This window comes from Pseudomonas marginalis, from assembly GCF_900105325.1.
Taxonomy (GTDB): Bacteria; Pseudomonadota; Gammaproteobacteria; order Pseudomonadales; family Pseudomonadaceae; genus Aquipseudomonas; species Aquipseudomonas marginalis.
Genome location: NZ_FNSU01000003.1, coordinates 2,560,997 through 2,587,930, shown reverse-complemented (window position 1 = coordinate 2,587,930; position 26,934 = coordinate 2,560,997). Strand labels below are relative to the sequence as shown.

At 62.2% G+C, this 26,934-nt stretch carries 23 protein-coding genes; 13 read left to right on the top strand and 10 right to left on the bottom strand.

Annotation, left to right across the window (positions count from 1 at the left end; translation table 11 throughout):
* Positions 1–114: 114 nt before the first annotated feature.
* Together BLW22_RS21115 and BLW22_RS21110 are read left to right on the top strand one after the other, a co-directional pair.
* On the top strand, positions 115–438 hold the full coding sequence (locus BLW22_RS21115; RefSeq protein ID WP_065924934.1) for an SEL1-like repeat protein: 324 nt from the start codon (positions 115–117) through the stop codon (positions 436–438).
* A gap of 175 nt (positions 439–613) precedes the next feature.
* Positions 614–1,978, top strand: a complete 1,365-nt coding sequence (locus tag BLW22_RS21110; RefSeq protein WP_174562748.1) for a DNA recombination protein RmuC — start codon at positions 614–616, stop codon at positions 1,976–1,978.
* Positions 1,979–2,040: 62 nt separating this feature from the next.
* On the opposite strand, the gene BLW22_RS21105 is transcribed toward BLW22_RS21110, so the two are convergent.
* The 3 genes from BLW22_RS21105 to BLW22_RS21095 all read right to left on the bottom strand — a co-directional run bounded on the left by BLW22_RS21105 (position 2,041) and on the right by BLW22_RS21095 (position 6,622).
* Positions 2,041–5,511 carry a hybrid sensor histidine kinase/response regulator gene (locus BLW22_RS21105; RefSeq protein WP_074847414.1) on the bottom strand — a complete coding sequence of 1,157 codons (3,471 nt, stop codon included), beginning with the start codon at positions 5,509–5,511 and terminating at the stop codon, positions 2,041–2,043.
* A 119-nt stretch (positions 5,512–5,630) separates the two neighbouring features.
* Positions 5,631–6,014 (bottom strand): YbaN family protein, encoded by a 384-nt coding sequence (locus BLW22_RS21100; RefSeq protein WP_027603821.1) that lies wholly within the window; start codon positions 6,012–6,014, stop codon positions 5,631–5,633.
* A gap of 20 nt (positions 6,015–6,034) precedes the next feature.
* The gene (locus BLW22_RS21095) at positions 6,035–6,622 is read right to left on the bottom strand and encodes a UPF0149 family protein (RefSeq protein ID WP_027603822.1); all 588 of its coding nucleotides are present in this window, start codon (positions 6,620–6,622) and stop codon (positions 6,035–6,037) included.
* Between the two features lie 279 nt (positions 6,623–6,901).
* On the opposite strand from BLW22_RS21095, the gene recQ reads away from it, so the two are divergent.
* Together recQ and BLW22_RS21085 are read left to right on the top strand one after the other, a co-directional pair.
* A complete protein-coding gene (recQ, locus tag BLW22_RS21090) occupies positions 6,902–9,028 on the top strand; it encodes a DNA helicase RecQ (protein WP_065946836.1) in 2,127 nt (708 codons plus the stop codon).
* A 121-nt stretch (positions 9,029–9,149) separates the two neighbouring features.
* Positions 9,150–9,584 carry a MarR family transcriptional regulator gene (locus BLW22_RS21085; protein ID WP_065924937.1) on the top strand — a complete coding sequence of 145 codons (435 nt, stop codon included), beginning with the start codon at positions 9,150–9,152 and terminating at the stop codon, positions 9,582–9,584.
* Between the two features lie 207 nt (positions 9,585–9,791).
* Here BLW22_RS21085 and BLW22_RS21080 read toward each other — a convergent pair whose 3' ends face one another.
* Entirely contained in the window at positions 9,792–11,981 is a 2,190-nt protein-coding gene (locus tag BLW22_RS21080; protein ID WP_065924938.1) for a patatin-like phospholipase family protein, read from the bottom strand.
* Positions 11,982–12,065: 84 nt separating this feature from the next.
* On the opposite strand from BLW22_RS21080, the gene BLW22_RS21075 reads away from it, so the two are divergent.
* Positions 12,066–12,353 (top strand): Rdx family protein, encoded by a 288-nt coding sequence (locus tag BLW22_RS21075; RefSeq protein WP_027603826.1) that lies wholly within the window; start codon positions 12,066–12,068, stop codon positions 12,351–12,353.
* A gap of 41 nt (positions 12,354–12,394) precedes the next feature.
* Here BLW22_RS21075 and BLW22_RS21070 read toward each other — a convergent pair whose 3' ends face one another.
* The 3 genes from BLW22_RS21070 to BLW22_RS21060 all read right to left on the bottom strand — a co-directional run bounded on the left by BLW22_RS21070 (position 12,395) and on the right by BLW22_RS21060 (position 14,541).
* Positions 12,395–12,676 carry a hypothetical protein gene (locus tag BLW22_RS21070; protein ID WP_027603827.1) on the bottom strand — a complete coding sequence of 94 codons (282 nt, stop codon included), beginning with the start codon at positions 12,674–12,676 and terminating at the stop codon, positions 12,395–12,397.
* Positions 12,677–12,807: 131 nt separating this feature from the next.
* Positions 12,808–13,692: a DMT family transporter gene (locus BLW22_RS21065; RefSeq protein WP_065946835.1), complete on the bottom strand. Its 885-nt coding sequence runs from the start codon at positions 13,690–13,692 to the stop codon at positions 12,808–12,810.
* Between the two features lie 99 nt (positions 13,693–13,791).
* On the bottom strand, positions 13,792–14,541 hold the full coding sequence (locus BLW22_RS21060) for a helix-turn-helix transcriptional regulator (RefSeq protein WP_074847413.1): 750 nt from the start codon (positions 14,539–14,541) through the stop codon (positions 13,792–13,794).
* A 137-nt stretch (positions 14,542–14,678) separates the two neighbouring features.
* Between BLW22_RS21060 and BLW22_RS21055 the strand changes: the two genes are divergently transcribed.
* The gene (locus tag BLW22_RS21055; RefSeq protein ID WP_065924942.1) at positions 14,679–15,488 is read left to right on the top strand and encodes a UDP-2,3-diacylglucosamine diphosphatase; all 810 of its coding nucleotides are present in this window, start codon (positions 14,679–14,681) and stop codon (positions 15,486–15,488) included.
* Between the two features lie 136 nt (positions 15,489–15,624).
* Here BLW22_RS21055 and BLW22_RS21050 read toward each other — a convergent pair whose 3' ends face one another.
* From BLW22_RS21050 to phhA, 3 genes are all read right to left on the bottom strand, one after another.
* A complete protein-coding gene (locus BLW22_RS21050) occupies positions 15,625–16,818 on the bottom strand; it encodes an amino acid aminotransferase (protein WP_065946833.1) in 1,194 nt (397 codons plus the stop codon).
* Positions 16,818–17,174: a 4a-hydroxytetrahydrobiopterin dehydratase gene (locus tag BLW22_RS21045; RefSeq protein WP_010208721.1), complete on the bottom strand. Its 357-nt coding sequence runs from the start codon at positions 17,172–17,174 to the stop codon at positions 16,818–16,820. Before BLW22_RS21045 ends, BLW22_RS21050 begins: the two co-directional genes overlap by 1 nt.
* Before the next feature lie 105 nt (positions 17,175–17,279).
* Positions 17,280–18,071 carry a phenylalanine 4-monooxygenase gene (gene phhA / locus BLW22_RS21040; RefSeq protein ID WP_065924944.1) on the bottom strand — a complete coding sequence of 264 codons (792 nt, stop codon included), beginning with the start codon at positions 18,069–18,071 and terminating at the stop codon, positions 17,280–17,282.
* A gap of 257 nt (positions 18,072–18,328) precedes the next feature.
* Here phhA and BLW22_RS21035 point away from each other — a divergent pair, with 257 nt between their 5' ends.
* The 7 genes from BLW22_RS21035 to flgK all read left to right on the top strand — a co-directional run bounded on the left by BLW22_RS21035 (position 18,329) and on the right by flgK (position 26,920).
* Complete coding sequence (locus tag BLW22_RS21035) at positions 18,329–19,891, top strand: sigma-54-dependent transcriptional regulator (RefSeq protein WP_074847412.1); 1,563 nt, start codon at positions 18,329–18,331, stop codon at positions 19,889–19,891.
* Between the two features lie 233 nt (positions 19,892–20,124).
* Positions 20,125–20,865: a flagellar basal body rod protein FlgF gene (locus tag BLW22_RS21030; protein ID WP_065924946.1), complete on the top strand. Its 741-nt coding sequence runs from the start codon at positions 20,125–20,127 to the stop codon at positions 20,863–20,865.
* Between the two features lie 72 nt (positions 20,866–20,937).
* Entirely contained in the window at positions 20,938–21,723 is a 786-nt protein-coding gene (gene flgG, locus BLW22_RS21025) for a flagellar basal-body rod protein FlgG (RefSeq protein WP_027603835.1), read from the top strand.
* Positions 21,724–21,776: 53 nt separating this feature from the next.
* On the top strand, positions 21,777–22,472 hold the full coding sequence (gene flgH, locus BLW22_RS21020) for a flagellar basal body L-ring protein FlgH (protein WP_065924947.1): 696 nt from the start codon (positions 21,777–21,779) through the stop codon (positions 22,470–22,472).
* Positions 22,473–22,499: 27 nt separating this feature from the next.
* Positions 22,500–23,588 (top strand): flagellar basal body P-ring protein FlgI, encoded by a 1,089-nt coding sequence (locus BLW22_RS21015; RefSeq protein WP_033901075.1) that lies wholly within the window; start codon positions 22,500–22,502, stop codon positions 23,586–23,588.
* 4 nt (positions 23,589–23,592) lie between these two features.
* The gene (gene flgJ / locus BLW22_RS21010; protein WP_065924948.1) at positions 23,593–24,861 is read left to right on the top strand and encodes a flagellar assembly peptidoglycan hydrolase FlgJ; all 1,269 of its coding nucleotides are present in this window, start codon (positions 23,593–23,595) and stop codon (positions 24,859–24,861) included.
* A gap of 10 nt (positions 24,862–24,871) precedes the next feature.
* Positions 24,872–26,920: a flagellar hook-associated protein FlgK gene (gene flgK, locus BLW22_RS21005; protein WP_074847411.1), complete on the top strand. Its 2,049-nt coding sequence runs from the start codon at positions 24,872–24,874 to the stop codon at positions 26,918–26,920.
* The last annotated feature ends 14 nt before the right edge of the window (positions 26,921–26,934 follow it).

Genomic DNA, 26,934 nt, shown 5'->3' with positions numbered 1-26,934 from the left:
CTGTGGATTGTCCCAAGCGCTTGCTCTAGAACGGGCGTGCCGGGTTTTTTCAGCTTTACCTGTGCGAAAAAAAGAGTAGAGTGGCGCGCCTTCCGTTCTGTCCCACAGTGCTTTATGAAGTTTCGCTTAGTATCACCTTCTGTTACCGATACCTCCCAGACTGTTACCGCACCCAAGCGTTTTTCCTTGAAAGTCGCCCTGTGGTTGCTCGACAGCCCACGCCTGGGCCATAGCACCAACATCAAACACTTCGCCGGGCGCTTGCTCAAGCAGCCGGCCCGTGAGGGCGTAGTGGCTGCGCAAAGCCGTCTGGGCCAATTGATGTGCCGCGAGTGCGGCAACGCCCGCGACCGCCGCATCGGCCACGATCTGCTGCGCCTGGCCGCCCGTGCCGGTGACCGCCGTGCCCAACGGGAACTGGGTCAGGTCGAAGACTGAGCTGTCCTCACGCTCTACGCTTGGTTAACCTTGCTCCTTTTCGGTGATGGCAGAAATGGCTATGGTTTTTGACTGGACCAGTGTTGCCCTGGGCCTGGCTGGCGCCACAGTGCCTTTATTGGCGGTGTGCTGGCAGATTCAGCGGCGGTTGACCGCGCGGACCACTGGCTGGGAACTGCTCGAAGAGCGCCTGGCCACTGCGCAACTGGCCCAGGAGGGCCTCGCCGCTCAACTGGATGCCAGTCGCGATGAAATCAGCGATCTGAGCCAGGCCAACGCCGCCAAGCAAGCTGACCTGGCTGCAGTGCGCCGCGAGGTCGAGCTGTTGCAGATCGATCGCGACAACGCCCGCGACGCCGCCCACGCCTGGAACCTTGACCGCAGCGCCAAGGAAACCGAATTACGCCGCCTCGACGCACTGTCGGCCGCCTTGCGCGCCGAACTGCGCGAGCAGCAGGAAAGCCATCAGCAGCGCCTCGCCGACCTGCAAGGCTCGCGGGACGAGTTGCGTGCGCAGTTCGCTGAGCTGGCCGGCAAGATCTTCGATGAGCGCGAGCAGCGCTTTGCCGAGACCAGCCAGGAGCGCCTGGGCCAGTTGCTCGACCCCTTGAAGGAACGCATCCAGTCCTTCGAAAAACGCGTGGAAGAGAGCTATCAGAACGAGGCTCGCGAGCGCTTTTCCCTGGCCAAGGAGCTTGAACGCCTGCAGCAGCTGAACCTGCGTCTGTCAGACGAAGCCACCAACCTGACCCGCGCCCTCAAGGGCCAGAAAACCCAGGGCAACTGGGGCGAGCTGATCCTCGAACGGGTGCTGGAGCACGCCGGCCTGGAGAAGGGCCGCGAGTACCAGACCCAGGTCAGCTTAAAGGGCCCGGACGGTGAGCGCTTCCAACCGGATGTGCTGATCATGCTGCCCGGTGACAAGCAGGTGGTGGTGGACTCCAAGGTCAGCCTGACCGCGTACCAGCAGTATGTCGCAGCGGATGATGAGGTGATCGGCCAGGCAGCCTTGAAGCAGCACGTACTGTCGCTGCGCAATCACGTCAAAGGCTTGGCCGGTAAGGATTACAAACGCCTGGAAGGCCTGCACAGCCTGGATTTCGTGTTGTTGTTCGTGCCGATCGAAGCCGCTTTTTCCGCGGCCTTGCAGGCCGAACCGAATCTGTTCCAAGAAGCTTTCGACCGGCATATCGTGATCGTCAGCCCAACGACGCTGCTCGCCACCCTGCGGGTGATCGACAGTCTCTGGAAGCAAGAGCGTCAAAGCCAGAACGCCCGCGAAATCGCCGAACGCGCCGGGTGGCTGTACGACAAGTTCGTGCTGTTTATCCAGGATCTGGATGAGGTGGGCAATCGTCTGCAGCAGTTGGATAAGGCTTACAGCGCGGCGCGGAACAAGCTGACAGATGGGCGCGGAAACCTGGTCAGTCGCACCGAGCAATTAAGGTTGCTCGGTGCGCGTGCCAGCAAAAGCCTGCCGGCGGATTTGCTGGAGCGGGCGATGACCGACGCCGACGGCGTCGCGCACCTTCCCGAATAAACACAATCCGAAAGGTGGAAGCGGGCAAGCCCCCTCCCACATATTGACTGAGTACATCCGGTTTATAGCGGTAAGTGTCGACTCAGCAACGCCCGCAGCGCGGCCGGCTTCACCGGTTTGGCGAGGTAATCCAACCCTGCCGCATGCACCTCTGCCACCATCTCCGGGCGGCCGTCGGCACTGATGACCACGCCGGGAATCGGCTCCGCCATTTGCGCCCGCAGCCAGCCCATGAGCTCGGTGCCAGTCTCACCGTGGTCGAGGTGGTAATCCACCAGTGCCAGTTGCGGGCGTACGCCTTGCTCCAGCAGCGCCGCACATTGGGCCTGGTCGGTGGCGGTCCACACTTCACAGCCCCAGCGTGTCAGCAGGCTGCGCATACCGATCAGGATGCTCTCTTCGTTGTCCACGCAGAGTACTTGCGCGCCGCTTAACGGCAGGCCGTTCTCCTGGGTAGGCTTGACCTGCGGACTGGCCTGGTTGCGTGCCAGCGGCACACGCACGCTGAACACGCTGCCCTTGCCGGGCCATGAGCGCACGCTCAGGCGATGGTCCAGCACCCGGCACAGGCCGTCGGCAATCGCCAGGCCCAGGCCCAGGCCTTTCTCGGCGCGGGTCTGGTGGCTGTCCAGGCGTTTGAACTCTTCGAAGATCACCTTCTGTTTATCCAACGGGATGCCAGGGCCTCGGTCCCAGACTTCCAGGCACAGCTCGCCCTTGCGCCGACGTACGCCCAGCAGCACCGGGCCGTCGGCATACCGGAAAGCGTTAGTCAGAAAATTCTGCAAGATCCGTCGCAGCAACTTGATGTCACTGTCGACGCGCAAGCGGCTGCCGCGCAGGCGAAAACGCAGGCCTTGTTCCTGGGCCAGGGCCTTGAATTCCGCGCCGAGGGTGTCGAACAGTTCGTTGAGCACAAAGGGCTGGCGCTGCGGGTTGATCTTGCCGTTTTCCAGGCGCGAGATATCCAGCAGGTCGCTGATCAGGTCTTCGGCCGAACGCAGCGAGCTGTCCAGGTGCTGTACCAGTTGCCGGGCTTCGCTGGACAGGCCGTCGTTCTGGTGGGAAAGGGCAGCGGAGAACAGGCGGGCGGCGTTCAGCGGTTGCATCAGGTCATGGCTGACGGCCGCGAGGAAGCGCGTCTTTGACTGGCTGGCGGACTCGGCAACGCCCTTGGCATCGGTGAGCGCCACATTGAGCTGCGACAGTTCGTGGGTGCGCTCGGTCACCCGTTGCTCGAGGCCTTCGTTGGCCTCGGTGAGTGCCTGCTCGGCCTCGCGGAACGCGGTAATGTCGGTGAAGCTCATGACGAAGCCGCCGCCGGGCATCGGGTTGCCGATCAGCTCGATCACCCGCCCATTCGGGAACAGCCGCTCTGAGGTATGCGCGCGGCCCTGGCGCATCCAATGCAGGCGGCGCGCCACGTGGACCTCCGCTTCCCCCGGCCCGCACAGGCCGCGCTCGGCGTTGTAGCGGATGATGTCGGCAATCGGTCGGCCTACGCTGATCAGCCCGTCCGGGTAATTGAACAACTCCAGGTAACGCCGGTTCCAGGCCACCAGCTTGAGGGACTGGTCCACCACACTGATGCCCTGGGTGATGTTCTCGATAGCGCCCTGCAGCAATGCGCGATTGAATTGCAGCACTTCCGAGGCTTCGTCGGCGATACGTACGACGTCCTCGAGCTGCATTTCCCGCCCCTCGATCGCCGCTTTCACCACGGCCCGAGTCGAGGATGCGCCGAGCACACCGGCCAGCAATCGCTCGGTGTGTGCGATCCAGTCGTTGTCGGCATTCTGGTTGGGGTTAAAGCCTTTGCCCTGGCGATAGGCGAAGCGGATAAAACTCTGCTGGGCCCGTTCTTCGCCGACAAACCGCGCGGCCAGGCTGAGCAGGTCGCTGATCTGTACCGACAGCATCGAGCGGGCATTGGCGCGCTGGCTGATTTCCTGGCCGATAAAGCGCCCGGCTTGCCAGTGTTCCGAGACACGTGTGCGCGACAGCATCGACACCCACACGAACAGCGTGAAGTTACCGGCCAGGGAGAACACGGTGCCCAGGGTCAGTGAGGTGACGGACAAACCGAGCGGCTGCGAATGCATCCACGTCAGCCCCGGGAAAATGGCGAGGGACCAACCCAGGCTTTTCGCGGTAACCGGCAGGACCAAGGTGTAGAACCACAGGAACGTACCCGCCGCCAGCCCCGCAAATACACCGCGTCGGTTGGCTTGCTTCCAATACAGTGCGCCAAGCATGGCCGGGGCCAGTTGAGTCACCGCGGCAAACGCGATCTGGCCGATGGTCGCCAGGCTCGCGGTGGAGCCCAGCAGGCGGTAGCTGACATACGCCAGCAGCAGAATGATCACGATGCTGACCCGGCGCACCGACAGCATCCAGTGGCGGAACACTTCGAACGGCCGCTCGGCGCTGGAACGGCGCAGCAGCCAGGGCAGCAGCATGTCGTTGGAGACCATGGTCGACAAGGCGATGCTCGCCACGATCACCATGCCGGTGGCCGCCGACGCACCGCCGATAAACGCCAGCACGGCGAGGGCCGGGTGGGCTTCGGCCATGGGCAGGCTGATCACGTAGGAGTCCGGCAGCACCGAGCCGGGCAGCATCATTTTGCCGCCCAAGGCGATCGGCACGACAAACAGCGCGGCGAGGATCAGGTAGGCCGGGAACACCCACTTGGCCAGGCGCAGATCCTGGGGGTCGATGTTCTCCACGACCGTCACATGGAACTGCCGAGGCAAGCAGATGATCGCCATCATGGCGACGCCGGTCTGCACCACCATCGACGGCCAGTTGATGGTTTCCTTCCAGTATTCCTCCAGGCGTGGCGCGAGCATCGCCTGGCTGAACAGGTCGCCGAAACCGTCGTACAGGCCGTAGGTCACAAACGCCCCGACCGCGAGAAAGGCGAACAGCTTCACCAACGATTCAAACGCAATCGCCAGCACCATGCCGCGGTGGTGTTCGGTGGCGTCGAGGTTGCGGGTACCGAACACAATGGTGAACAGCGCCAGCACCAGGGACACGATCAGCGCCGTGTCCTGGGCTCGGGTGCCGGTGGTATCGGCACCTGCGCCAATCAGCAGGTTGACCCCCAGCACAATGCCTTTGAGTTGCAGGGCGATATAAGGCAGCACGCCCACCAGGCAGATCAGCGCGACCACCACCGCCAGGGACTGGGATTTGCCATAGCGTGCGGCGATGAAGTCGGCGATGGAGGTGATGTTTTCCTGCTTGCTGATCAGGATCATCTTCTGCAGGACCCAGGGTGCCAACACCAGCAACAGCACCGGTCCCAGGTAGATCGGTAAGAACGCCCACAGTTGTTCGGCGGCCTGGCCTACGGCGCCGAAGAAGGTCCAACTGGTGCAGTAGACGGCCAGCGACAGGCTATAGACCCAGGCACGCATGCGCGGCGGCAGCGGCGCACGGCGGCGGTCACCGTAGAAGGCGATGGCAAACATAATGGCCATATAGGCCAGGGCAACGGCGGCGATCAGCCCGCTGGACAGCGTCATGGTAACTCCGAGCATGAGAACACCCAGGCATTCCAGGCCCGGTTGGACAGTCTCGCATGATGCCTGGGGTTAGTCAGTGTCGACCAAGGTCGTGTGGGATCTAATGTCGCAGGGGGCGCTCAGCGCGGTGGCAAGGTTTTCTGGCGCAGGATGTAGATTGTCACCAGCACCGCGCTGGTCAACATGAAGCCACGTGCCCATGGCAACGGCACCAGGTAGCAGGAAAAACCGATACTCAGCCACATCAGGCCGATGGCGTAGACCTTGCCCTTGAGCGGGATGCCGTTGCCGTCCAGGTAGTCACGAATCCAGGGGCCCAGGCGCGGGTGTTCCACCAGCCACTGGTAGAAACGCGGGGAGCTTCGAGCGAAGCAGGCGGCGGCGAGCAGGAGGAAGGGGGTGGTCGGCAATACCGGCAGGAAAATACCGATCACTCCCAACGCTACGCTCAGCCAGCCGATGGCCAGCAGCACGTAGCGCAGGAGCAGCGAGCGATTGCCCATGGGTGTCACGGGCAAGCGACTCAGTGGTGGCGTGGCTTGAGGATCGCCGGTTTTTCGTCAGGGGCGTTGCACAGCAGGTACAGGGCGGTCAGCGCTTCGGGGATCTGTACGATCATGTCGTCCATCAGGTTGGCGTCGGCGGCGATGTCGGAAAATTCAGCTTCTTCCTCAAACAGCCCCGAGCCGACCATGATCGGCAAAAGCATTTCGCTGACTTCTTCCTCGGCGGTTTCGAACCAGGCGGCTTCACGCAGGAACACACCTTCCATGAAGCCGATGCACCAGCCGCGCAGGTCGGAGTCGTCCGGCTCCTCGCCCAGGTCCAGCTCGCACGGCAACTCGAACTCTTCATCGGAGGCCAGTTGGCGAGAGATGTGGGCCTTGAGGGCCAGCAGGGTGGATTCGATTTCTTCGCGCTGGGCGGCGTCGGCGTAGTGCGGCTCTTCGGCGAACAGTGCGTCGATCCATTCACGGTCGGGAACGACCTCGGAGCAGATCGACAGGGCGGTCAGGTAGCCGTGGGCGGCCACGTAGTCCAGCGCCTCGTCATGCAGCTCATCGGCGTCGAGGAAGGCTTGCAGGCGGGTTAGTTGCTCAGCGAAGGACATTGAAGGACTACCTTGGGAATAAACGATGCTGAATTCTAGGCTTTCTTGCGCGCCCAAGCCAGTCGGCGTGCATATTTGCCAGGTTTTAGAGACGGGCTGCAATTCGTCAGCGGCGCCCTTTGCCGGATGACGCTCGGGTATACTGCCGCGTTTTGTGATGCCCCTGCAGGCCAAGCGCCAGGTCGAGAAAACTTCGCTTACGGATTATTTTCCGTGAGCCCGTATTTTTTCGACCAGCCTGTACAGAGGGATTTCGGCACTATTTTGTTGGAGTTATACATGCTCGATCAGGCTCAACGCGTCCTCAAGGACATCTTCGGCTACGACAGCTTTCGTGGCCGCCAGGGTGCGATCATTGAGCGCGTGGCCAAGGGCGGTGATGCCCTGGTCCTGATGCCTACCGGTGGTGGCAAGTCGTTGTGCTTCCAGGTGCCGGCGTTGTTGCGCAACGGGCTGGCAGTGGTGGTGTCGCCACTGATCGCGTTGATGGACGACCAGGTTGCGACCCTGGAAGAACTTGGCGTCGCTGCCGCCGCCTTGAACTCCACCCTCAGTGCCGAGCAGCAACGCGACCTGGCCGCGCGGATCAAGCGCGGTGAAGTGAAGATGCTTTATCTGGCACCTGAGCGCCTGGTGCAGCCGCGCATGCTGGCGTTTTTGCAGAGCCTGGAAATTGCCCTGTTCGCCATCGACGAAGCCCACTGCGTATCGCAATGGGGGCATGATTTCCGCCGCGAATATTTGCAGCTCGGTCAACTGGCGGAGCTGTTCCCGGACGTCCCGCGCATCGCCCTGACCGCCACGGCCGACAAGCGCACCCGTGAAGAAATCGTCGAGCGCCTGCACCTGCAGAACGCCGAGCGGTTCCTGTCGAGTTTCGACCGGCCAAATATTTTCTACCGCATCGTACCCAAGGAGCAGCCGCGCAAGCAGTTGCTGGCATTCCTTTCCGAGCGACGCAGCGATGCGGGCATTGTCTATTGCCTGTCGCGCAAGAAGGTCGATGAAGTGGCCGCGTTCCTCTGCGAGCAGGGCTACCCGGCGCTGCCGTACCACGCCGGACTGCCCAACGAAACGCGCGCTGCCCACCAGAAGCGTTTTCTCAACGAGGAAGGCCTGATCATGGTGGCCACCATCGCGTTCGGCATGGGCATCGACAAATCCAACGTGCGCTTCGTGGCCCATATGGACCTGCCCAAGTCCCTCGAGGCCTATTACCAGGAGACCGGTCGTGCCGGCCGTGATGGCCTGCCGGCGGATGCCTGGATGGTCTACGGCCTGCAGGACGTGGTGATGCTCAAGCAGATGCTGCAGAACTCCGAAGGCGATGAGCGCCACAAGCGCCTGGAGCAGCACAAGCTCGACGCGATGCTCTCGTTGTGTGAAGAGACCCGCTGCCGCCGCCAGACCTTGCTGGCCTACTTCGACGAGGACATGCCGCAACCGTGCGGCCACTGCGATAACTGCATCGATGGGGTGCAGACCTGGGACGCCACCGAGCCCGCCCGCCAGGCGTTGTCGACGATCTATCGCACCGGCCAGCGTTATGGCGTCGGTCATCTGGTGGATGTATTGCTGGGCAAGGACAACGAAAAAGTACGCAGCTTCGGCCACGAGAAACTCTCGGTCTACGGCGTCGGCAAGGCCCGTGCCGAGGGCGAATGGCGTTCGTTGTTCCGACAGATGGTCGCGCGCGGTCTGGTGGACATCGATATCGAAGGGTATGGCGGCCTGCGCCTGAACGACAGCTGCCGGCCGTTGCTCAAGGGCGAGGTGAGCCTGGAGCTGCGCCGCGACCTAAAGCCGCAAACCACCGCCAAGACCAGCACCAGCCAGGCCAGCCAGCTTGTACGGGGCGAGGAGCGCGAACAGTGGGAAGCCCTGCGTACCCTGCGACGCAAACTGGCCCAGGAACACAGCGTGCCGCCGTACGTTATTTTTCCCGACTCCACGTTGCTGGAGATGCTGCGCGAGCAGCCCACCACCATGGCCGAAATGGCACGGGTCAGCGGCGTCGGTGCGCGTAAGCTGGAGCGCTACGGCCAGGCATTCCTCGAAGTGCTTGGTGGCCAGGCCGAAGCGCCGAAGGAAATCGCCGATATTCGCCATGAACTGATCAGCCTGGCCCGCGCCGGCATGACCCCGATCCAGATCGCCGGCCAGTTGCAATGCACGGAGAAAAACGTCTACACCTTGCTGGCCGAAGCCATCGGCAAGCAGCAGTTGTCATTGGAGCAGGCCCTTGATTTGCCGGAAGATTTGCTCGGCGAAATCCAGGATGCATTCCTGGACGGAGAAGGCGAATTGCCACCGGTTGCGGAGATTGCACCGCTGTTTACCGGGCGTGTTCCTGAGGGGGTTTTGTACTGCGTGCGGGCCGCTTTGCAGTCTGAATTCGAAATTTAGTGTGCCAATTACGACAATGTAACGAATCAGTACATAGCAACTCTTGCCTAGTGACATGGCTCATGCTTAGCTGACTAATAATTAGCCATACTTTATTTTCAGTCTAAACCATGAGTTTTTTATGCCGTTAACCGATCAACACCGTTTTGGCATGCAACTGGCGCAAATGTCCCGAGGTTGGCGCGCCGAGCTCGACCGCCGTTTGGCCGGGCTGGGCCTGTCCCAGGCGCGCTGGCTGGTGCTGCTGCACCTGGCCCGTTTTGAAGAAGCGCCCACCCAGCGTGAGTTGGCGCAAAGCGTCGGTGTAGAAGGGCCGACCCTGGCCCGGTTGCTCGACAGCCTCGAAGGCCAGGGCCTGGTGCAACGCCAGGCCGTGGTGGAAGACCGTCGCGCCAAGCGCATCTTGCTATGTGACACCGCCAAGCCGTTGATCGAGCAGATCGAGACTATTGCCACGGCTTTGCGCCAGGAGCTGTTTATGGGCGTTGACGAAGAAGATATGCGTGTCTGCATGCGGGTGCATGGGCACATTCTGGCGAACCTGGAAAAGTCCTGATCCCAGGTGAAGTGACGATCAAAATGTGGGGGACTTGCTGTGGTGAGCGGGCTTGCCCCGCGCTGGGCTGCGAAGCGGCCCCAATGAGCCCGCCGCGATTCTTCAGAAAAACCGCAGGGCCTGGTTTCAGGGCCGCTCCGCAGCCCAGCGCGGGGCAAGCCCGCTCACCACAATTAATAGCCGCTCCAACACGGGTGCAGCGTTGTATCAGAACGTCTGCCCCAGGTTCAGGTACACCGCCTTCTGATTATCATCGTTGAAGCCATAGCTGAAATTCAGCGGCCCCAGCGGTGTATCAAACCCGAGGAAAATACTCGCGGCGTTGATATAGCCGCTGTCGAATTCATTGTCGTTGTTCCATGCCCGGCCGCGTTCCAGGGACGCGCCCAGGTACAGCGGGAAATCCAGCGGCAGGTAGGAGCGCGGTGTCAGCCGGCGGTAGTACACCGCGCGCATCAAGCTGATGTTCTGCCCGGATATCGCATCCTGGCGGAAGCCCGACAACTGCCGCGCACCCCCCAGCAGGAAGCTGGAAATCACCACGTCCGAATCATCCAGGGTACGCCCGTAGCGCCCTCCCAGTACCAGGGTGTCCGGACCATGGCTCATGGCCTTGTCCAGCTTGAACTCCCATTGTCGATAGCGCTGGTCCGAGCCCAACCCCGGTTCGAATTCGCGAAACGCCAAGCCAATGTCCTCGCCGCTGTGGGGGAAGTACACGTTATCCAGGGAGTCGAATGAATACTTCAGTTCATAGAAGCCTTCGCTGAAGCTCACACTTGGCAGGTCGCGGTCGCCGATGCGCACATCCGCCTTGCCCCAGGCCTCGCCGACGCCGAAGCGGATCTCGCCGCTGTTGCCGATCTGCCGCCCCACGTTGAGGCCGAAGCCGTAGCGTTCCAGGCGGTATTCGGAGATGGGGTCGTTGTCCAGGATCAGCTCGACGTTCTGTGCCTGGGCGCTGATATACGGCGCGACAAAATAGCGCGAACCGGTATCCATCGGCTGGTAGAACTCGCTGTAAAGCTCCTGCCGATCACCGATCTGTACCCGCGTCAGCCACTCGGCGCCCAGGCGATTGATGCCGTTCATGCGGTAGCTGGCGCCGAGGTTGAAGGCGCTGTCGCCGCGCATGTCGTCCGACAGGTTCAGGCCCAGGCGCAGGTAGTCGGTGCCGCTGCGTTTGCCGCGCGCGCTGATCACCAGGGTGTTGTCCTGGCCCTTTTTCACCACGCGGTATTGCACCTGCTCGAAGTAATCCAGGCCATACAGGGTGCCCATGTCGGTCTGCAGGCGGCCAAGTTCCAGCGGTTGGCCCAACGGTTGGCGGATGTAGTAGCGGATCACGTCGTCGCTGACCTTCGAGTCGTTCTCCACCTTGATCGCGGTTATCACCGGGGTGCGTTCGCCCGGGGTACGCGCGGCTACCAGTTGCGGGTCGATCGGCTCGGCGGGGCGCAAATGGGCCAGGCGAACGTCAAGGGCGCGGGTGGCGCGGTAGCCGGCATCGATCATGTCCTTGGCGCGGCCGAAATCCGTCACGCCATAGGCGGCCAGCGGCGGCTGGATCAGTACGTCCTTGGGATGCAGGGCCTTGAGTTGTTCTTCGGAGTTGCGCCGGGTCATCAGGGTGATGGACTGGTTGAGCACGTCCACCACCGTTGCCAGTTGCTTGCGTGAACGCAACGGGGTGCCGATGTCGACCACGATGGCGATGTCCACGCCCATCTCACGCGCCACATCCAGTGGGATGTTATCGGTCATGCCGCCATCCACCAGCAGGCGACCATCCAGCTCCACCGGCGCGAACACGGCCGGGATCGACATGCTGGCGCGGATCACCTGGGGCAGGTGGCCCTTGCTGAATACCACTTTCTCGCCGGTGGTGATGTCGGTGGCCACGGCGCGAAAGGGGATCGGCAGCTTGTCGAAATTACGCGTGTTGCTGGTGTGGGCGAACATGCTTTCCAGCAGCAGCGCCAGGTTCTGGCCCTGGATCACGCCAAGGGGCAGGCCGAGGCTGCCGTCATCGCGGAAGCTGAGCTTCTGCTTGACCAGGAAATCCCGGTCATCCTGCTTGCGTCGAAACGGCACGTCTTCCCGTGGCGGTGCGTCGGACAGCGCCTGTTGCCAGTCGATGCCCAGGGCCAGTTTTTCCAGCTCATCGATCTTGTAGCCCGACGCATACAGCCCGCCAATCACCGCGCCCATGCTGGTGCCGGCAATCGCGTCGATATGAATACCCTGCTCCTCGAGGGCCTTGAGCACGCCGATATGGGCCAGGCCTCGGGCGGCACCGCCGGACAGCACCAGGCCGATTTTGGGGCGGGGCGTTTCTACGGCGTCGGCAAGAAGCGGGAGCAGGCACAGGAACAGGCAGGACAACAGGCGGCGCATCATGAATCTCGAGGCTGGGCGATAAAGGCCGGTATTATAGCCATCCGATCCGCCGAGCCCGTTACGCCAGGAGCCTCTCAAATTATGTCGCTGAGCAAACCCGAGATTGTCATCACCTATTGCACCCAGTGCCAGTGGCTGCTGCGCGCCGCGTGGCTGGCGCAGGAGTTGTTGAGTACGTTTGCCGATGACCTCGGCCGGGTGGCGCTGGAACCGGCCACCGGCGGTGCGTTTCGGATCACCTGCGACGGTGTGCAGATCTGGGAGCGCAAGGCGGATGGTGGCTTCCCTGAAGCCAAGGTGCTCAAGCAGCGGGTGCGCGACCAGATCGACCCACACCGCGACCTGGGCCACAACGACCGTACGCCATGAAGGTCACCGCCACATCAGGGCGGTGACCCCTCAGTGCGCCGCTATTTGGCGGCCATCTTGCTTTTGATGAAGCCCACGACCCAGGTCAGCACCAGGCCGCCCACGCCGCCGCCGACGATATTGCTGCCGACCGCCGCCACATCCAGCGCCTCGCCGCCCGATGTGCCGGTCAGCGCGGCCACGACCTGGCCCAGCACGAGCCCGCCGACACCCCCCAGCATGGTATTGAGCCCGGTGCCCAGGCTTTGTTTGGTCATGCCGGCCAAATTGCCACCGACGGCACCGCTGATGATCTGAACCAACAAGCTGATGAACATTTCCATGATGAAACCCCTGCATCGCGTTGATGGAGTGACCACTCGCGTGCAGCAACTGCAGAAAACACCATGGCTGTCGTCGAGGAGTCTTTATCCGTTGAACGACGGCTGACTGTTGCGGATGTTTAAAGTATAGATCAGGCCGTTGCAGCGGGCTGTCTGGCCTGGCTGGCGCTGCCCATCAGCCCGGAAAGCACGATGGCGACGATGATCAACGCGCCGCCCAGCAACATGCGCAGGGTCGGGGTTTCGGCAAACAGCAGCCAGGCCACGGTGATGCCGTAGACCGGCTCCATGGCGAACACCACCGAGGCGGTGCGCGCCTTGATCACCGCGAGGCTGGCAACAAACAGGCTGTGGGCCAGGCCGGTGCAGAACACCCCAAGCAAGCCGATCCACAACCAGTCCAGCGCGCGCACGTCCGCCAGCCCCGGCGCGGCCACGGGCAGCAGGCACACCGCGACCACCACGTTCTGGCACAGCGCTGCCTGCACGGCGGGAATCCGTCCGGAGCTGGCGCGGTTGTTCAGCGACAACAATGAGAACAGCAAACCCGAGACAATCCCCCAAAGCAGGCCACCCGTGGCTTCGCTGGCGAGATTGAAGTCCGGCGTCACCAGCACCAGGCCAACGGTGACCAAGGCCACCAGCACGATTTCATTGGCGCGGATACGCTCGCGGAAGATCAGCCCTTCGAGGATCACGGTAAACGCCGGGAATGCGGTGAACCCCAGCGTGGCGACGGCTACGCCGGCGACCTTGACGGCAATGAAGAACGTCACCCAATGCGCCGCCAGCAACACGCCACTGACCAGCAGGCGACGCCAGTCCTGCAGCGCCAGGGTTTTCCAGGGGGCGTTGCTGGCGAAGCGCGCAAACACTGCCAGGGCAATCACGGCAAACGCGGCGCGCCCGAAGACGATGATGGCCGGCGAGGCCGCCGCCAGCTTGCCGAAGACGCCGGTAAGGCCAAACATCAATGCGCCGATATGCAGGGCGCCGAGGGCTGAACGGGGAGTCATTGCGATCCTTGAACCAACGGGAGTGACAGGTTCGCAGTCTAGAGGGTGCCGGTGTGTGCGTCTGTCGTGGGACTCGCGATTTTTAGCGCAAGGCTCGCCCTATGTGGCGCGCCGCAACGCGCCGGGAGAGGCGCCGAATTCGCGCAGCATAGCGGCGGCAAAGGCGCTTTGTGAGGTGTAGCCAACCCGCACGGCGATTTCACCGACGGGCAGCGGCGTCTCGCGCAGCAGGTTCAGGGCCAGTTGCAGGCGCCGGCTGCGGATGTAATCCATGGGCGTCTGCCCGCATTCGGCGATGAAGCGCGCATGCAGGCGCGCCACCGATAGGCCGGCGATACGCGCCAGGTCGGCGACCTGCAACGGATGGGCGACGTGTCGCTCGATATGCGCATTGAATGCCCCATACGGCAGGCGGCGGCCCGGCACCTGCGGGGCCTGCGGATGATTGAGGCTGGCCAGCAACAGCACCGCACCCTGTTGGGCGATCAATGGATCATCCACGGGGCTGTGCGCCAGCCATTGCACCAGTTGGTGCTGCCGGGAATCCAGGGCCAGGCGTGCCGGTTGATCGAGCAGGCGGCGGCTGGCGTCGGCGTGTTCGCCCAGGGATTGCAGGAGCCAATGCTCCGTGGGCACATCCAGCACCAGGCAACGGCTGCCATCGCGACTGCCACAGGCGTGGTGGGCGGAGAAGGGCAGCACCATCACGCTGCTTTCGCGCACCTGGCTGCCACGGCCGTCGACTTCCAGGTCCAGGTGGCCGGACAGGCCGAACACCAACTGCGCATGGTCATGGCTGTGGGCGATGGGCGCTTCGAGGTAGTGGCGTAGCGTGAGCGACGGTCTCATCGCGGTCTCCTGGGCGGCAGGGCGCCAGTCTACAACGCTTCGCGGCCGGCGGGCGCTGTCATCGGACTGACGCACGACTGTCATGGGCTATTAATCGCCAGGGCGCAAGCTCGCGAAAACAGCGTCGAGGGATGCCCATGACCAGTGCCGAGTTCACCAAGCCCAGCCGCAAGCAGCGGGTTCGTACCCTGTGGATTTCCGACGTGCACCTGGGCACCCGGGATTGCCAGGCCGAACACCTATCGCAGTTCCTCAAGGGCTACCACGCCGATAAGGTCTACCTGGTGGGCGATATCATCGACGGCTGGAAAATGCGCGGCGGCATGTATTGGCCCCAGGCCCATACCAACGTGATCCGTCGCCTGCTGACCATGGCCAAGCGCGGTACCGAGGTGATCTACGTCACCGGCAACCACGACGAGTTCCTGCGCCGCTACTCCAAGCTGATCCTGGGCAATATCCAGTTGGTGGATGAGGCGGTGCACGTGACGGCCGACGGTCGCCATCTGCTGGTGATCCACGGCGACCAGTTCGATGTGATCACCCGCTATCACCGTTGGCTGGCGTTCCTGGGCGACTCGGCCTACGAGTTCACACTCACCTTGAACCGCTGGTTGAACCACTGGCGCGCCCGCTACGGCTATGGCTACTGGTCTTTGTCGGCGTACCTGAAACACAAGGTCAAAACCGCCGTGAGCTTTATCAGCGATTTTGAAGAGGCCATCGCCCACGAAGTGACCCGGCGCGAGTTGCATGGCGTGGTGTGCGGGCATATCCACCATGCGGAGATTCGCAAGGTGGGCGAGGTGGATTACCTCAACTGCGGGGATTGGGTGGAGTCGTGCACGGCGTTGATCGAGCACTGGGACGGGAGCATCGAGTTGTATCGGTTGGCGGATGCCCAGGCGAAAGAAGCGCAGTTGAAAGCTGAGATGATCACAAACTGAAGGCCAACCACAGTCCAACTGTAGGAGCGAGCTTGCTCGCGAAAAACGTCAACGATAACGCGTGCAGCCTGAATAGGCGCGGTGCTTATGAGTTCTTCGCGAGCAAGCTCGCTCCTACGATTGGTTTTGTGTTTCTTCAGTGGGAGACGTCGGCGATGGCTTCGGCCAGAAGTGTCAGGCGTGTCGCATCGATCCCCGCCACGTTGGCCCGTCCCGAACTGACCATGTATACGCTGTGCTTCTCGCGCAGTTGCTTGACCTGCTCGGCACTCAAGCCGGTGTAGGAAAACATCCCGCGTTGCGCCCCGATGTGCGCAAACCGCTCCGATAAACCGTGGGGCGCCAACGCCTCCACCAGTCCTGAACGCAACTGCGCGATTCGCGCACGCATGGCTTCGACTTCCTCGCTCCACTGCTTTTTCAGCTCGGCATCCCCCAGGATGGTCGCGACCACCGCCGCACCATGGTCCGGCGGCGTCGACCACAGGTTGCGCGCGGTATTCGCCAGTTGGCTGCGTACATCCTTCAGCTTCTCGGCATCCGCCGCGCACACGATCAACGCGCCGACACGGTCGCGGTACAGGCCGAAGTTCTTCGAGCAGGAGCTGGTGACCAGTACTTCCGGCAGTTCAGCCGCAAACAAGCGCACCGCCCAGGCGTCCTGCTCCAGGCCGTCGCCAAAGCCCTGGTAGGCGAAGTCGATCAGTGGCAGCAACTGGCGCTCACGCACGATGTGCAGTACCTGGCGCCAGTCATCCTGGGACAGGTCGAAGCCGGTCGGGTTATGGCAGCAGGCGTGCAGCAAGACCACGTCGCCCTTGGGCACGGTGGAGAGGGTTGCCAGCATCGCCGCCACATCCAGGCGGTTATCCGCGCCCACGTAGGGGTAATGGCTGACCCTGAGCCCGGCCTTGGCAAAGATGGTTTCGTGGATCGGCCAGGTCGGGTCGCTCAACCACACGCCACGGCCGGGCAGGTTGTGGGCGATAAAGTCGGCGCTCAGGCGCAGGGCGCCGGTGCCGCCTGGGGTCTGGGTCGCGCCGGCACGGTGTTCGCGCAGTAGGGCGGAGTCGGCGCCCAGCACCAGTTCGCTGATCAGTGTGCCGAAGGCTGCATCACCGTGGCCGCCGATATAGGTCTTGGTGGCCTGGGTGTCGACCAGGCGCTGTTCGGCGCGCTTCACCGAAGCGGGAATCGGCGTCAGGCCCTGGTCGTCCTTATAAACGCCCACGCCGAGGTCGAACTTGTGCGGGTTGGCGTCCTGGGCATACAGGTCCATCAAGCCGAGGATCGGGTCGCCGGGCACGCGGCCTATGGCATCGAAATGCATTACTTGCGGCCCTCGGCGTCCTTGGCCACTTCGTCGGTGCGCGCGGCCATGATGAAGTCGTTGCGGTGCAGGCCCTTGATGGAGTGGCTCCACCAGGTCACGGTGACCTTGCCCCACTCGGTGAGCAGGCCTGGGTGATGGCCTTCGGCTTCGGAGATTTCACCCATGGCGTTGGTAAAGGCCAGGGCGAACTTGAAGTTCTTGAACAGGAAAACCTTTTCCAGCTGCATCACGCCGTCGCGCACTTCGATGTTCCAGTCGGGGATCTGCTTGAGCAGCACCGGCAGTTCTTCATCGCTGACTTGCGGGGCATCGGCGCGGCAGGCTTCGCAGTGGGCTTGGTTCAAGGTGGTCATGTGGTGGTGTCCTGAATTCGAGTGTTTAAAAACGGTCGTCAGTGGCGTCACCCTAAAGCAACGCGGGGCCAGGGAACAGACTCACCTGGCCTTAAAAGCTGAGGCTCACGCGGCTTTGGGCTTGGGTGGGAACTTCGGCGCGTGCAAGCCCAACTGCATACCGTGCTCGACCATGCCCATGATGTCTTCCTGCGCCACTTCGAACAGGCGCTTGAGGTTGGGCAATACGAAATACAGCGGTTGCAGGATGTCGATGCGATACGGGGTGCGCATCGCTTCCAGCGGGTCGAAGGCTTGATGTTCAGGCTGGTCGGACAGGCAGTACACGCTTTCCTTGGGCGACGACAAAATCCCGCCACCGTAGATACGCCGGCCGTCGGGGGTATCCACCAGGCCGAACTCGATGGTCATCCAGTACAGGCGCGCCAGGTATACCCGTTGCTCCTTGCTGGCCGCCAGGCCGAGCTTGCCGTAGGTGTGGGTGAACTCGGCAAACCACGGGTTGGTCAGCAGCGGGCAGTGGCCAAAGATCTCGTGGAAAATATCCGGCTCTTGCAGGTAATCCAGTTCTTCGCGGGTACGAATAAAGGTCGCCACCGGAAACTGCTTGTTGGCGAGCAATTCGAAGAAGGTCTGGAAGGGGATCAGCGCCGGCACGCGAGCGACTTGCCAGCCGGTGGTCGCGGCCAGCACCTGGTTGATTTCACCCAGTTGCGGGATGCGATCCAAGGGCAGGCCGAGCTTGTCGATGCCGTCCAGGTACTCTTGGCACGCGCGGCCCTCGATCACTTTCAACTGGCGGGTGATCAGGGTGTTCCACACCGCGTGTTCTTCCGGCGGGTAGTGGATAAAACCTTGCGCATCGGGCTCGCGGGCCACGTAGTGCGTCTGCTTCATACGGCTCTCCTGCTAGGCATTCGTTCTTGTTATGTCCTGGGATGAGCCTATTGATACGCCGTGCGGGGCAAGATTCCATCGGCTTCAGCATCGGCCGTGTAGGAAAAATTACTGGTTTTCGTAAAGTATTCGTTACGATTGCTTGGCTCAATACGGTATTGGGCTGGGAAAAGCCCCCAAGCTGTCACATAATCTTGACGACTATCTGCGCCCAGCGACAAAAAGACGCGGCGCCTACCCACTTTTCGAGCCTTTTCATGCGTATCAAAGTGCACTGCCAGAACCGCATCGGCATCCTGCGGGACATCCTCAACCTGTTGGTGGAGTACGGCGTCAACGTCGCCAAGGGTGAGGTGGGTGGCGAGCATGGCAACGCCATTTACCTGTTCTGCCCAAACCTGGTGAACATGCAATTCCAGGCGCTGCGCCCGCAGTTCGAGGCGATTGCCGGGGTGTTTGGCGTTAAACGGGTAGGGCTGATGCCCAGTGAGCGTCGACATATGGAGCTCAATGCGCTGCTCGGTGCACTTGAGTTTCCGGTGCTGTCCATCGACATGGGCGGCTCCATCGTCGCCGCCAACCGTGCGGCCGCGCAGTTGCTCGGGGTGCGGGTGGACGAGGTACCGGGCATTCCGCTGTCGCGCTACGCCGAGGATTTCGACTTGCCGGAACTGGTGCGCGCGAGTAAATCGCGGATCAATGGCCTGCGGGTCAAGGTCAAGGGTGACGTGTTCCTGGCGGATATCGCACCGCTGCAATCCTCCGAACATGACGACAGCGAAGCCATGGCCGGTGCCGTGTTGACCCTGCACCGTGCCGACCGTGTGGGTGAGCGTATCTACAATGTGCGCAAACAGGAGCTGCGCGGTTTCGACAGTATTTTCCAAAGCTCCAAGGTCATGGCCGCCGTGGTACGTGAAGCCCGGCGCATGGCGCCGTTGGATGCGCCTCTATTAATAGAAGGCGAAACCGGCACCGGCAAAGAGTTGTTGGCACGCGCTTGCCACCTGGCCAGCCCGCGCGGGCAATCGCCGTTGATGGCGCTGAACTGCGCTGGGCTGCCCGAGTCGATGGCCGAGACCGAATTGTTCGGCTACGGCCCCGGCGCTTTTGAAGGCGCGCGGGCCGAAGGCAAGCTCGGGCTGCTGGAGCTGACGTCAGGCGGTACGTTGTTTCTCGATGGTGTCGGGGAAATGAGCGCGCGCTTGCAGGTGAAATTGCTGCGCTTCCTGCAGGACGGCTGCTTTCGGCGCGTGGGCAGTGACGAAGAGGTGTACCTGGATGTGCGGGTGATCTGCGCCACCCAGGTGGACCTGTCCGAACTCTGCGCCCGTGGCGAATTCCGCCAGGACCTCTATCACCGCCTCAACGTGCTGTCCTTGCATATCCCGCCCCTGCGCGAATGCCTCGACGGCCTTGCTCCCCTGGTCGAGCACTTTCTCGACCAGGCCAGCCGGCAGATTGGCTGCCCGCTGCCCAGGCTGGCGCCTGCCGCCATGGACAAGCTCAGCCACTACCACTGGCCGGGGAATGTGCGGCAGCTGGAAAACGTGCTGTTCCAGGCGGTATCGCTGTGTGACGGCGGGACGGTCAAGGTCGAACACATCCGCCTGCCGGACTACGGCGTGCGCCAACCCCTTGGCGACTTTTCCCTGGAGGGCGGTTTGGAGGCGATCGTCGGACGCTTCGAGAAGGCGGTGCTGGAGAGCCTGTATGCCGAGCATCCCAGCAGCCGGCAGTTGGGGAAACGCCTGGGGGTGTCACACACCACCATCGCCAATAAGTTGCGTGATTACGAAATCCTCAAGGCGGACAAATAACCAACTGCGCCCCCCCGCATTGGTTCTCTGTCACCCGTAAGACGGGTACTTGCCGTAAGCGGCATAAGTCCGCCGTTTTTTCGACTATCTCCAGTCCTTCAAATCCTGCTGCCTGCCCGCAAACCCCAGCCCCGCCTGGACTTTCCCCTGTTTTTAAAAGTTGGTTCGCAAATTGCTTAAGCCTCATCAGTACAGCGGTGGGCGGCAAGCCTGCGTCAGAAAGAGGAAAGAGCGTGGACAAGTACCTTTATGTGGCAATGACCGGCGCCAGCCAGAATGCACTGGCGCAGAAGGCCCATGCCAACAACTTGGCGAACATTTCCACCAACGGTTTTCAACGTGACCTGGAACAGGCGCGTTCGATGCCGGTGTTCGGTGACAGCTTTCCGGCGCGTGCGTTTGCCATGACCGAACGTCCCGCGACCGACTTCAGCCCTGGCGCCATGATCGAGACCGGTCGCGACCTGGATGTGGCGGTGAACGGCAATGGCTGGATGGCGGTGCAAACCCCCGATGGCGGTGAAGCCTACGTGCGCAGTGCCAGCATGAACGTCGATGCGCTGGGTGTGCTGCGCGCCGGCAACGGCATGCCGATCATGGGCAACGGTGGCCCGATCGCCGTACCGCCGCAGCAGAAAGTCGAAGTGGGCGCCGACGGCACCATCAGCATCCGCGCCATGGGCGAAGGCCCGCGGGTGATGGCTGAAGTGGACCGCATCAAGCTGGTCCAGCCCGACCTCAAGAATATGAATAAAGGCCTGGATGGCACCATCCATACCAAGGATGGCCAGCCGGCCGTCGCCGATGCGAACGTCACGCTGACCTCGGGTTTCCTGCAGGCGAGCAACGTCAACGCCGTGGAAGAAATGACCGCTGTCCTGGCGCTTTCCAAGCAGTTCGAGTTGCACATCAAGATGATGAACAGCGCCAAGGAAGACGACCAGGCCATGACCCGCGTAATGGCGATGAGCTGATAGCCGCGTTATTGACCGACTACTAATTTTTGCAGCGCAGCGCCAACAAACAGGCGCACGAAGGAGAACAGCATGCTTCCGGCTCTATGGGTTGCCAAAACAGGTCTGTCCGCCCAGGACACCAACCTGACCACCATTTCCAACAACTTGGCCAACGTGTCGACCACGGGTTTCAAACGTGACCGCGCCGAGTTCCAGGACTTGCTCTACCAGATCAAACGCCAGCCAGGCGCCCAGTCGACCCAGGACAGCGAATTGCCGTCGGGCCTGCAACTGGGTACCGGTGTGAAGATCGTCGGCACCCAGAAGAACTTCAACGCCGGTAACCTGCAGCAGACCGGGCAGCCGCTGGACATGGCCATCAACGGTAAAGGGTTCTTCCAGATCCTGCAGCCGGATGGGACCACTTCCTACACCCGTGACGGTACCTTCCACCTGGACTCCAATGGCCAGATCGTGACGGCCAACGGTTTCGCCCTGGAACCGGCTATCGTCGTGCCGAACAACGCCCAGACCTTCACCGTCGGCAACGACGGCACCGTGTCGATCACCGTGGCCGGTAACCCGGCGTCGCAAGTGATCGGCAACCTGCAAACCGCCGACTTCATCAACCCGGCCGGCCTGCAGGCGATGGGTAACAACCTGTTCCTGGAAACCGCTTCCAGCGGCGCGCCGCAAATCGGCACCCCTGGCCTGAACGGTTTCGGCACCACGCTGCAAAGCACCCTGGAAACCTCCAACGTCAGCACCGTTGAAGAGATGGTCAACATGATCACCACTCAACGCGCCTACGAGATGAACTCCAAGGTGATTTCCACCGCCGACCAGATGCTTTCGTTCGTAACGCAGAATCTGTAATCAAGTCTATGGGGCGCTCCTGAGAGCACCTGCAACACCGTGAGGTAAGGGTCATGAATCGCTATGTTTCCGTTCTGGCATTGAGTGGGATTGCCGTGCTCGCGGGCTGTGTCGCCCCGACGCCAAAACCCAATGACCCGTACTACGCGCCGGTGTTGCCGCGCACCCCACTGCCGGCGGCGGCCAACAACGGTTCGATCTACCAGGCCGGTTTCGAACAGAACCTGTACAGCGACCGCAAGGCGTTCCGGGTCGGTGACATCATCACCATCACCCTGAACGAACGCACCCAGGCCAGCAAGAATGCCAACTCCCAGGTGGGCAAGAACAGCACCGCCAGCCTTGGTTTGAGTTCTCTGTTTGGCGCCGTGCCCAACGTCAATAACCCGTTGAGCGACGGTGACCTGACCTTGAACGCCGGCTACAGCGGCAGCCGCGCTACCGACGGCAAGAGTGCGGCGGGGCAGGGCAACAGCCTGACCGGCTCGATCACCGTGACGGTCGCTGACGTATTGCCCAACGGCATCATTGCCGTGCGCGGCGAGAAGTGGATGACCCTCAACACCGGTGACGAATTGGTGCGCATAGCCGGTATGGTCCGCGCCGATGATATTTCCACGGACAACACCGTGCCTTCCACGCGGATTGCCGATGCACGCATTACCTATTCCGGTACCGGTGCTTTTGCTGATGCGAGTCAGCCCGGTTGGCTCGACCGTTTCTTCCTCAGCCCGCTGTTCCCTTTCTAGGTGACTACTTTGAAATTCAAACAGCTGATGGCGGCCGCACTGTTGCTGAGCCTGAGCGCAGTCGCCCAGGCCGAACGCCTGAAAGACATCGCCAGCATCTCCGGCGTGCGTTCCAACCAGTTGATCGGCTACGGCCTGGTGGTGGGGCTCAACGGAACGGGTGACCAGACCACCCAGACCCCGTTCACCCTGCAAACCTTCAACAACATGCTCTCGCAGTTCGGCATCAAGGTGCCGGCGGGTTCGGGCAACGTGCAGTTGAAGAACGTCGCGGCGGTGTCGATCAGTGCCGACTTGCCGGCGTTTTCCAAGCCGGGCCAGGTGGTCGACATCACTGTGTCGTCCATCGGTAACTCCAAAAGCCTGCGTGGCGGCACCCTGCTGATGACGCCGCTGAAAGGTATCGACGGCAACGTCTACGCCATCGCCCAGGGCAACCTGGTGGTGGGCGGGTTTGACGCTGAAGGTCGCGACGGTTCGAAGATCACTGTCAACGTGCCGTCGGCCGGGCGTATCCCGGGTGGCGCCACGGTTGAACGCACCGTGCCGAGCGGTTTCAACCAGGGCAACAGCCTGACCCTGAACCTCAACCGTTCGGACTTCACCACCGCCAAGCGTGTAGTCGACAAGATCAACGACATGCTCGGCCCTGGCGTGGCCCAGGCCATCGACGGCGGCTCGATCCGCGTCACCGCACCGCTGGACCCCAGCCAGCGTGTGGACTACCTGTCGATCCTGGAAAACCTCGAAGTCGATCCGGGCCAGGCGGTGGCCAAGGTCATCATCAATTCGCGCACCGGTACCATCGTGATCGGCCAGAACGTCAAGGTCTCGCCGGCGGCGGTGACCCACGGCAGCCTGACCGTGACCATCACCGAAGACCCGATCGTCAGCCAGCCTGGGCCGTTGTCCAATGGCCAGACGGCGGTGGTGCCACGCTCGCGAGTGAATGCCCAGCAAGAAGCCAAGCCGATGTTCAAGTTCGGCCCCGGCACGACGCTGGATGAGATTGTGCGTGCGGTTAACCAGGTGGGCGCAGCGCCAGGCGACTTGATGGCGATCCTCGAAGCGTTGAAGCAGGCCGGCGCGTTGCAAGCCGACCTGATCGTGATTTAAGGCCATGGCCATGGACATGCGTAACAGCGGCCTGACCAGCACGGCGGATTCGGGTTCGTATTCCGACTTGAATCGCCTGAACCAACTGAAGGTCGGCGACAAGAACAGCGAAGGCAACATGCGCAAGGTGGCGCAGGAGTTCGAGTCGCTGTTCTTGAGCGAGATGCTCAAGTCCATGCGCTCGGCCACCGAGGCCCTGGGCAAGGACAACCCGATGAACACCCCGGCCGCCAAGCAGTACCAGGAAATGTACGACCAGCAACTGGCGGTGTCGATGTCCCGCGAAGGCGGCGGTATCGGCCTGGCCGATGTGCTGATGCGCCAGATGCAGAAGAACAAGCCGGTGGACGCCCAGGCGGCCACCTTGCAGGGCCCGGCGGCGGCCGAGGCGGTCAAGAAAGTCGATGTGCCGACGCAAATTGCCGCCGGTACCCAGGCCGAGGGCCCGCTGGGGCGTTCCAATGGCCAGCGTCCACTGTGGGCCTATCGCGTGGCGGAGCCCCAGGCGGGCGCTGCAGCGGCCCATAGCAATGACATCGCACTGATGAACCAGCGCCGTATCGCCTTGCCGAGCAAGCTCACCGATCGCCTGCTCGCCGGTATCGTGCCGAGCACCGACACCACCACCGTTGCCCAGGCGGCGCCGTTGCGTAACAGCGCGGCCGCCGACAATGTGGTCAACAGCACGGCGCGCACGTTTGCCGTGCCGAGCGGGCGCATGCAGGTCTACGGCCGCGCCGTGGCCCAGCCGCCATTGGCACCGGTGAAGAAGGCGTTCAGCTCCCAGGATGAGTTTGTCGCGACCATGTTGCCGATGGCCAAGGCGGCGGCCGCGCGTATCGGTGTCGATCCGAAGTACCTGGTGGCCCAGGCCGCCCTGGAAACCGGTTGGGGCAAGTCGGTGATGCGCGCCGAAGATGGCAGCAGCAGCCACAACCTGTTCGGCATCAAGGCCGGCCAGAGCTGGCAGGGCGGCCAGGCCCGTGCAATCACCAGCGAGTTTCGTGATGGGGCGATGGTCAAGGAAACGGCGCAGTTCCGGTCCTACGATTCTTACCAGGACAGCTTCCATGACCTCGTGACATTGCTGCAAAGCAATGATCGCTATAAAGATGTTGTGAAATCGGCCGACAACCCGGAACAGTTTGTACGCGAGTTGCAAAAAGCCGGGTACGCCACGGACCCGGCCTACGCCAGCAAGATTTCGCAGATCGCAAAAACCATGAACAGTTACCAGAATTACGCTGCCGCGGGCGCGACCACTCATTTATAAGGTCTGAACCATGAGTTTGCTCAATATCGGGATGTCGGGGCTTAACGCCGCTCAAGGATCGTTGTCGGTCTTGAGTAACAACATCGCCAACGCCAATACCGCGGGTTATTCGCGTCAGCAGACCACCCAGAGCGCAAATGCGTCGAACCAGTATGGCGGCGTGTTCATCGGCAGCGGCACCACCCTGGCCGACGTGCGCCGGGTGTACAACGAATACCTGGACACCGCCTACCAGAACAGCACCTCGCTCAACAGCGATGCCAAGGCTTACCTTGATCAGGTCAGTGCCGTCGACAAGACCCTGTCGGACAAGACCACCGGCATGTCCGCCGTACTCAGTTCATTCTTCGCTGCTGTGCAGACCGCCTCGGCGAACCCCAACGATACCTCGGCCCGCCAGATCCTGCTCACGAACGCCCAGACGCTGAGCAACCGGTTCAACTCCATTTCCAGCCAGTTGAGCCAGCAGAAAGAGACCATTAACAGCCAGTTGTCCTCGATGAGCGATCAGGTCAACCAACTGACTTCGTCGATTGCCTCTCTCAACAAGCAGATCGCCCAGGTGCAGGGTTCGTCGAACACCACCCCGGCCAACCTGCTGGACGCCCGCGCCGAAGCCGTGCGTTCGCTCAATGAGCTGATCGGCGTGACCGCCACTGAGAAGAACGGCGTGTTCAGTGTCAGCACCGGTAGCGGCCAGTCCCTGGTGCTGGGTGATAAGTCCAATACCATTTCCGCCGTACCGAGCAAGAGCGACACCAGCCAGTACACGATCCAGCTCAATGCGGCCGGCGGTACGACGATGGACCTGGGCAACGTAATCAGCGGCGGTAGCATCGGCGGCCTGTTGCGCTATCGCAGCGACGCGTTGATTCCTGCGATCAATGATCTGGGGCGCATCGCGATTGCCACCGCCGATACGGTCAACAGCCAGTTGGGCCAGGGCCTGGACCTCAATGGCGAGTTCGGCGCCTCGATGTTCACCGACATCAACAACGCAGCCTCGGTTGCCCTGCGTAGCCTGGCTGCCCAAGGCAACCTGGGCGACGGTGCCCTGGGCGTGACGATCAAGGACAGCACTCAGCTGACCAACTTCGATTACAAGGTCAGCTTCAACGACGGCACCGACCTCAACAAGGTCACGGTACTGCGTTCCGACGGCAAGGCCATGGGCACCTATGACCTCAGTGCCACGCCGCCTCCGGTCATCGATGGCTTCACCCTGGCGGTCAAGAGCGGTACGGTGCAGGCCGGTGACAGCTTCAAGGTCAGCCCCACCGCCAACGGCGCCAAGGAAATCGGCACGGTCCTCAGCGACCCCAGCAAGATTGCCTTTGCCGCGCCGTTGCAGGGCGAGGCCAGCAAGACCAACCAGGGCACCGGCACCTTCACGCCGCCGACGCTCACCGTGCCCCTGGACATACAGGGTGGTGCCGATACGGCACAACTGCGTACCGGCATCGAATACTCGATGCCGGTGAAGATGGTTTTCGGTAAACCGGCGGCCGATGGCACCCAGCCTTATACGCTGAGTAACGCCCAGGGTGATCCCATCGGTTCCGGCACCATCATTCCGGGACAGGCCAATAAGATCAGCATCAGCGTGCCGATGCGTGATGCCAGCGGTGCCTTGGTGTCGCCAGCCAAGAACTTCAGTTTCGACACCACGGTGGGCGGTTCGCCGGCCAACGGCGACGGCACCTCGTTCTCGTTCAATGCCACCGGCAAGTCCGACAATCGCAACGCCCAGGCACTGCTCGACCTGCAGACCAAGGCAACCGTGGGCCTGGCGGCCGATGGCAGCGGCGGTACCAGCCTGGTGGGCGCCAACAGCAAGCTGGTCTCCACCGTGGGCGCCAAGGCCGCTTCGGCCGGCACTGACAACACCGCTACCGGTGCGCTGCTGGCCGCCAACAAGAACGCGCGCAACTCCGTATCCCAGGTGAACCTGGATGAAGAGGCGGGCGACATGATCAAGTTCCAGCAGTACTACACGGCGTCGTCGCAGATCATCAAGGCTGCGCAAGAAACCTTCAGCACGCTGATCAATAGTCTTTAAGGGAGTCTGGGACG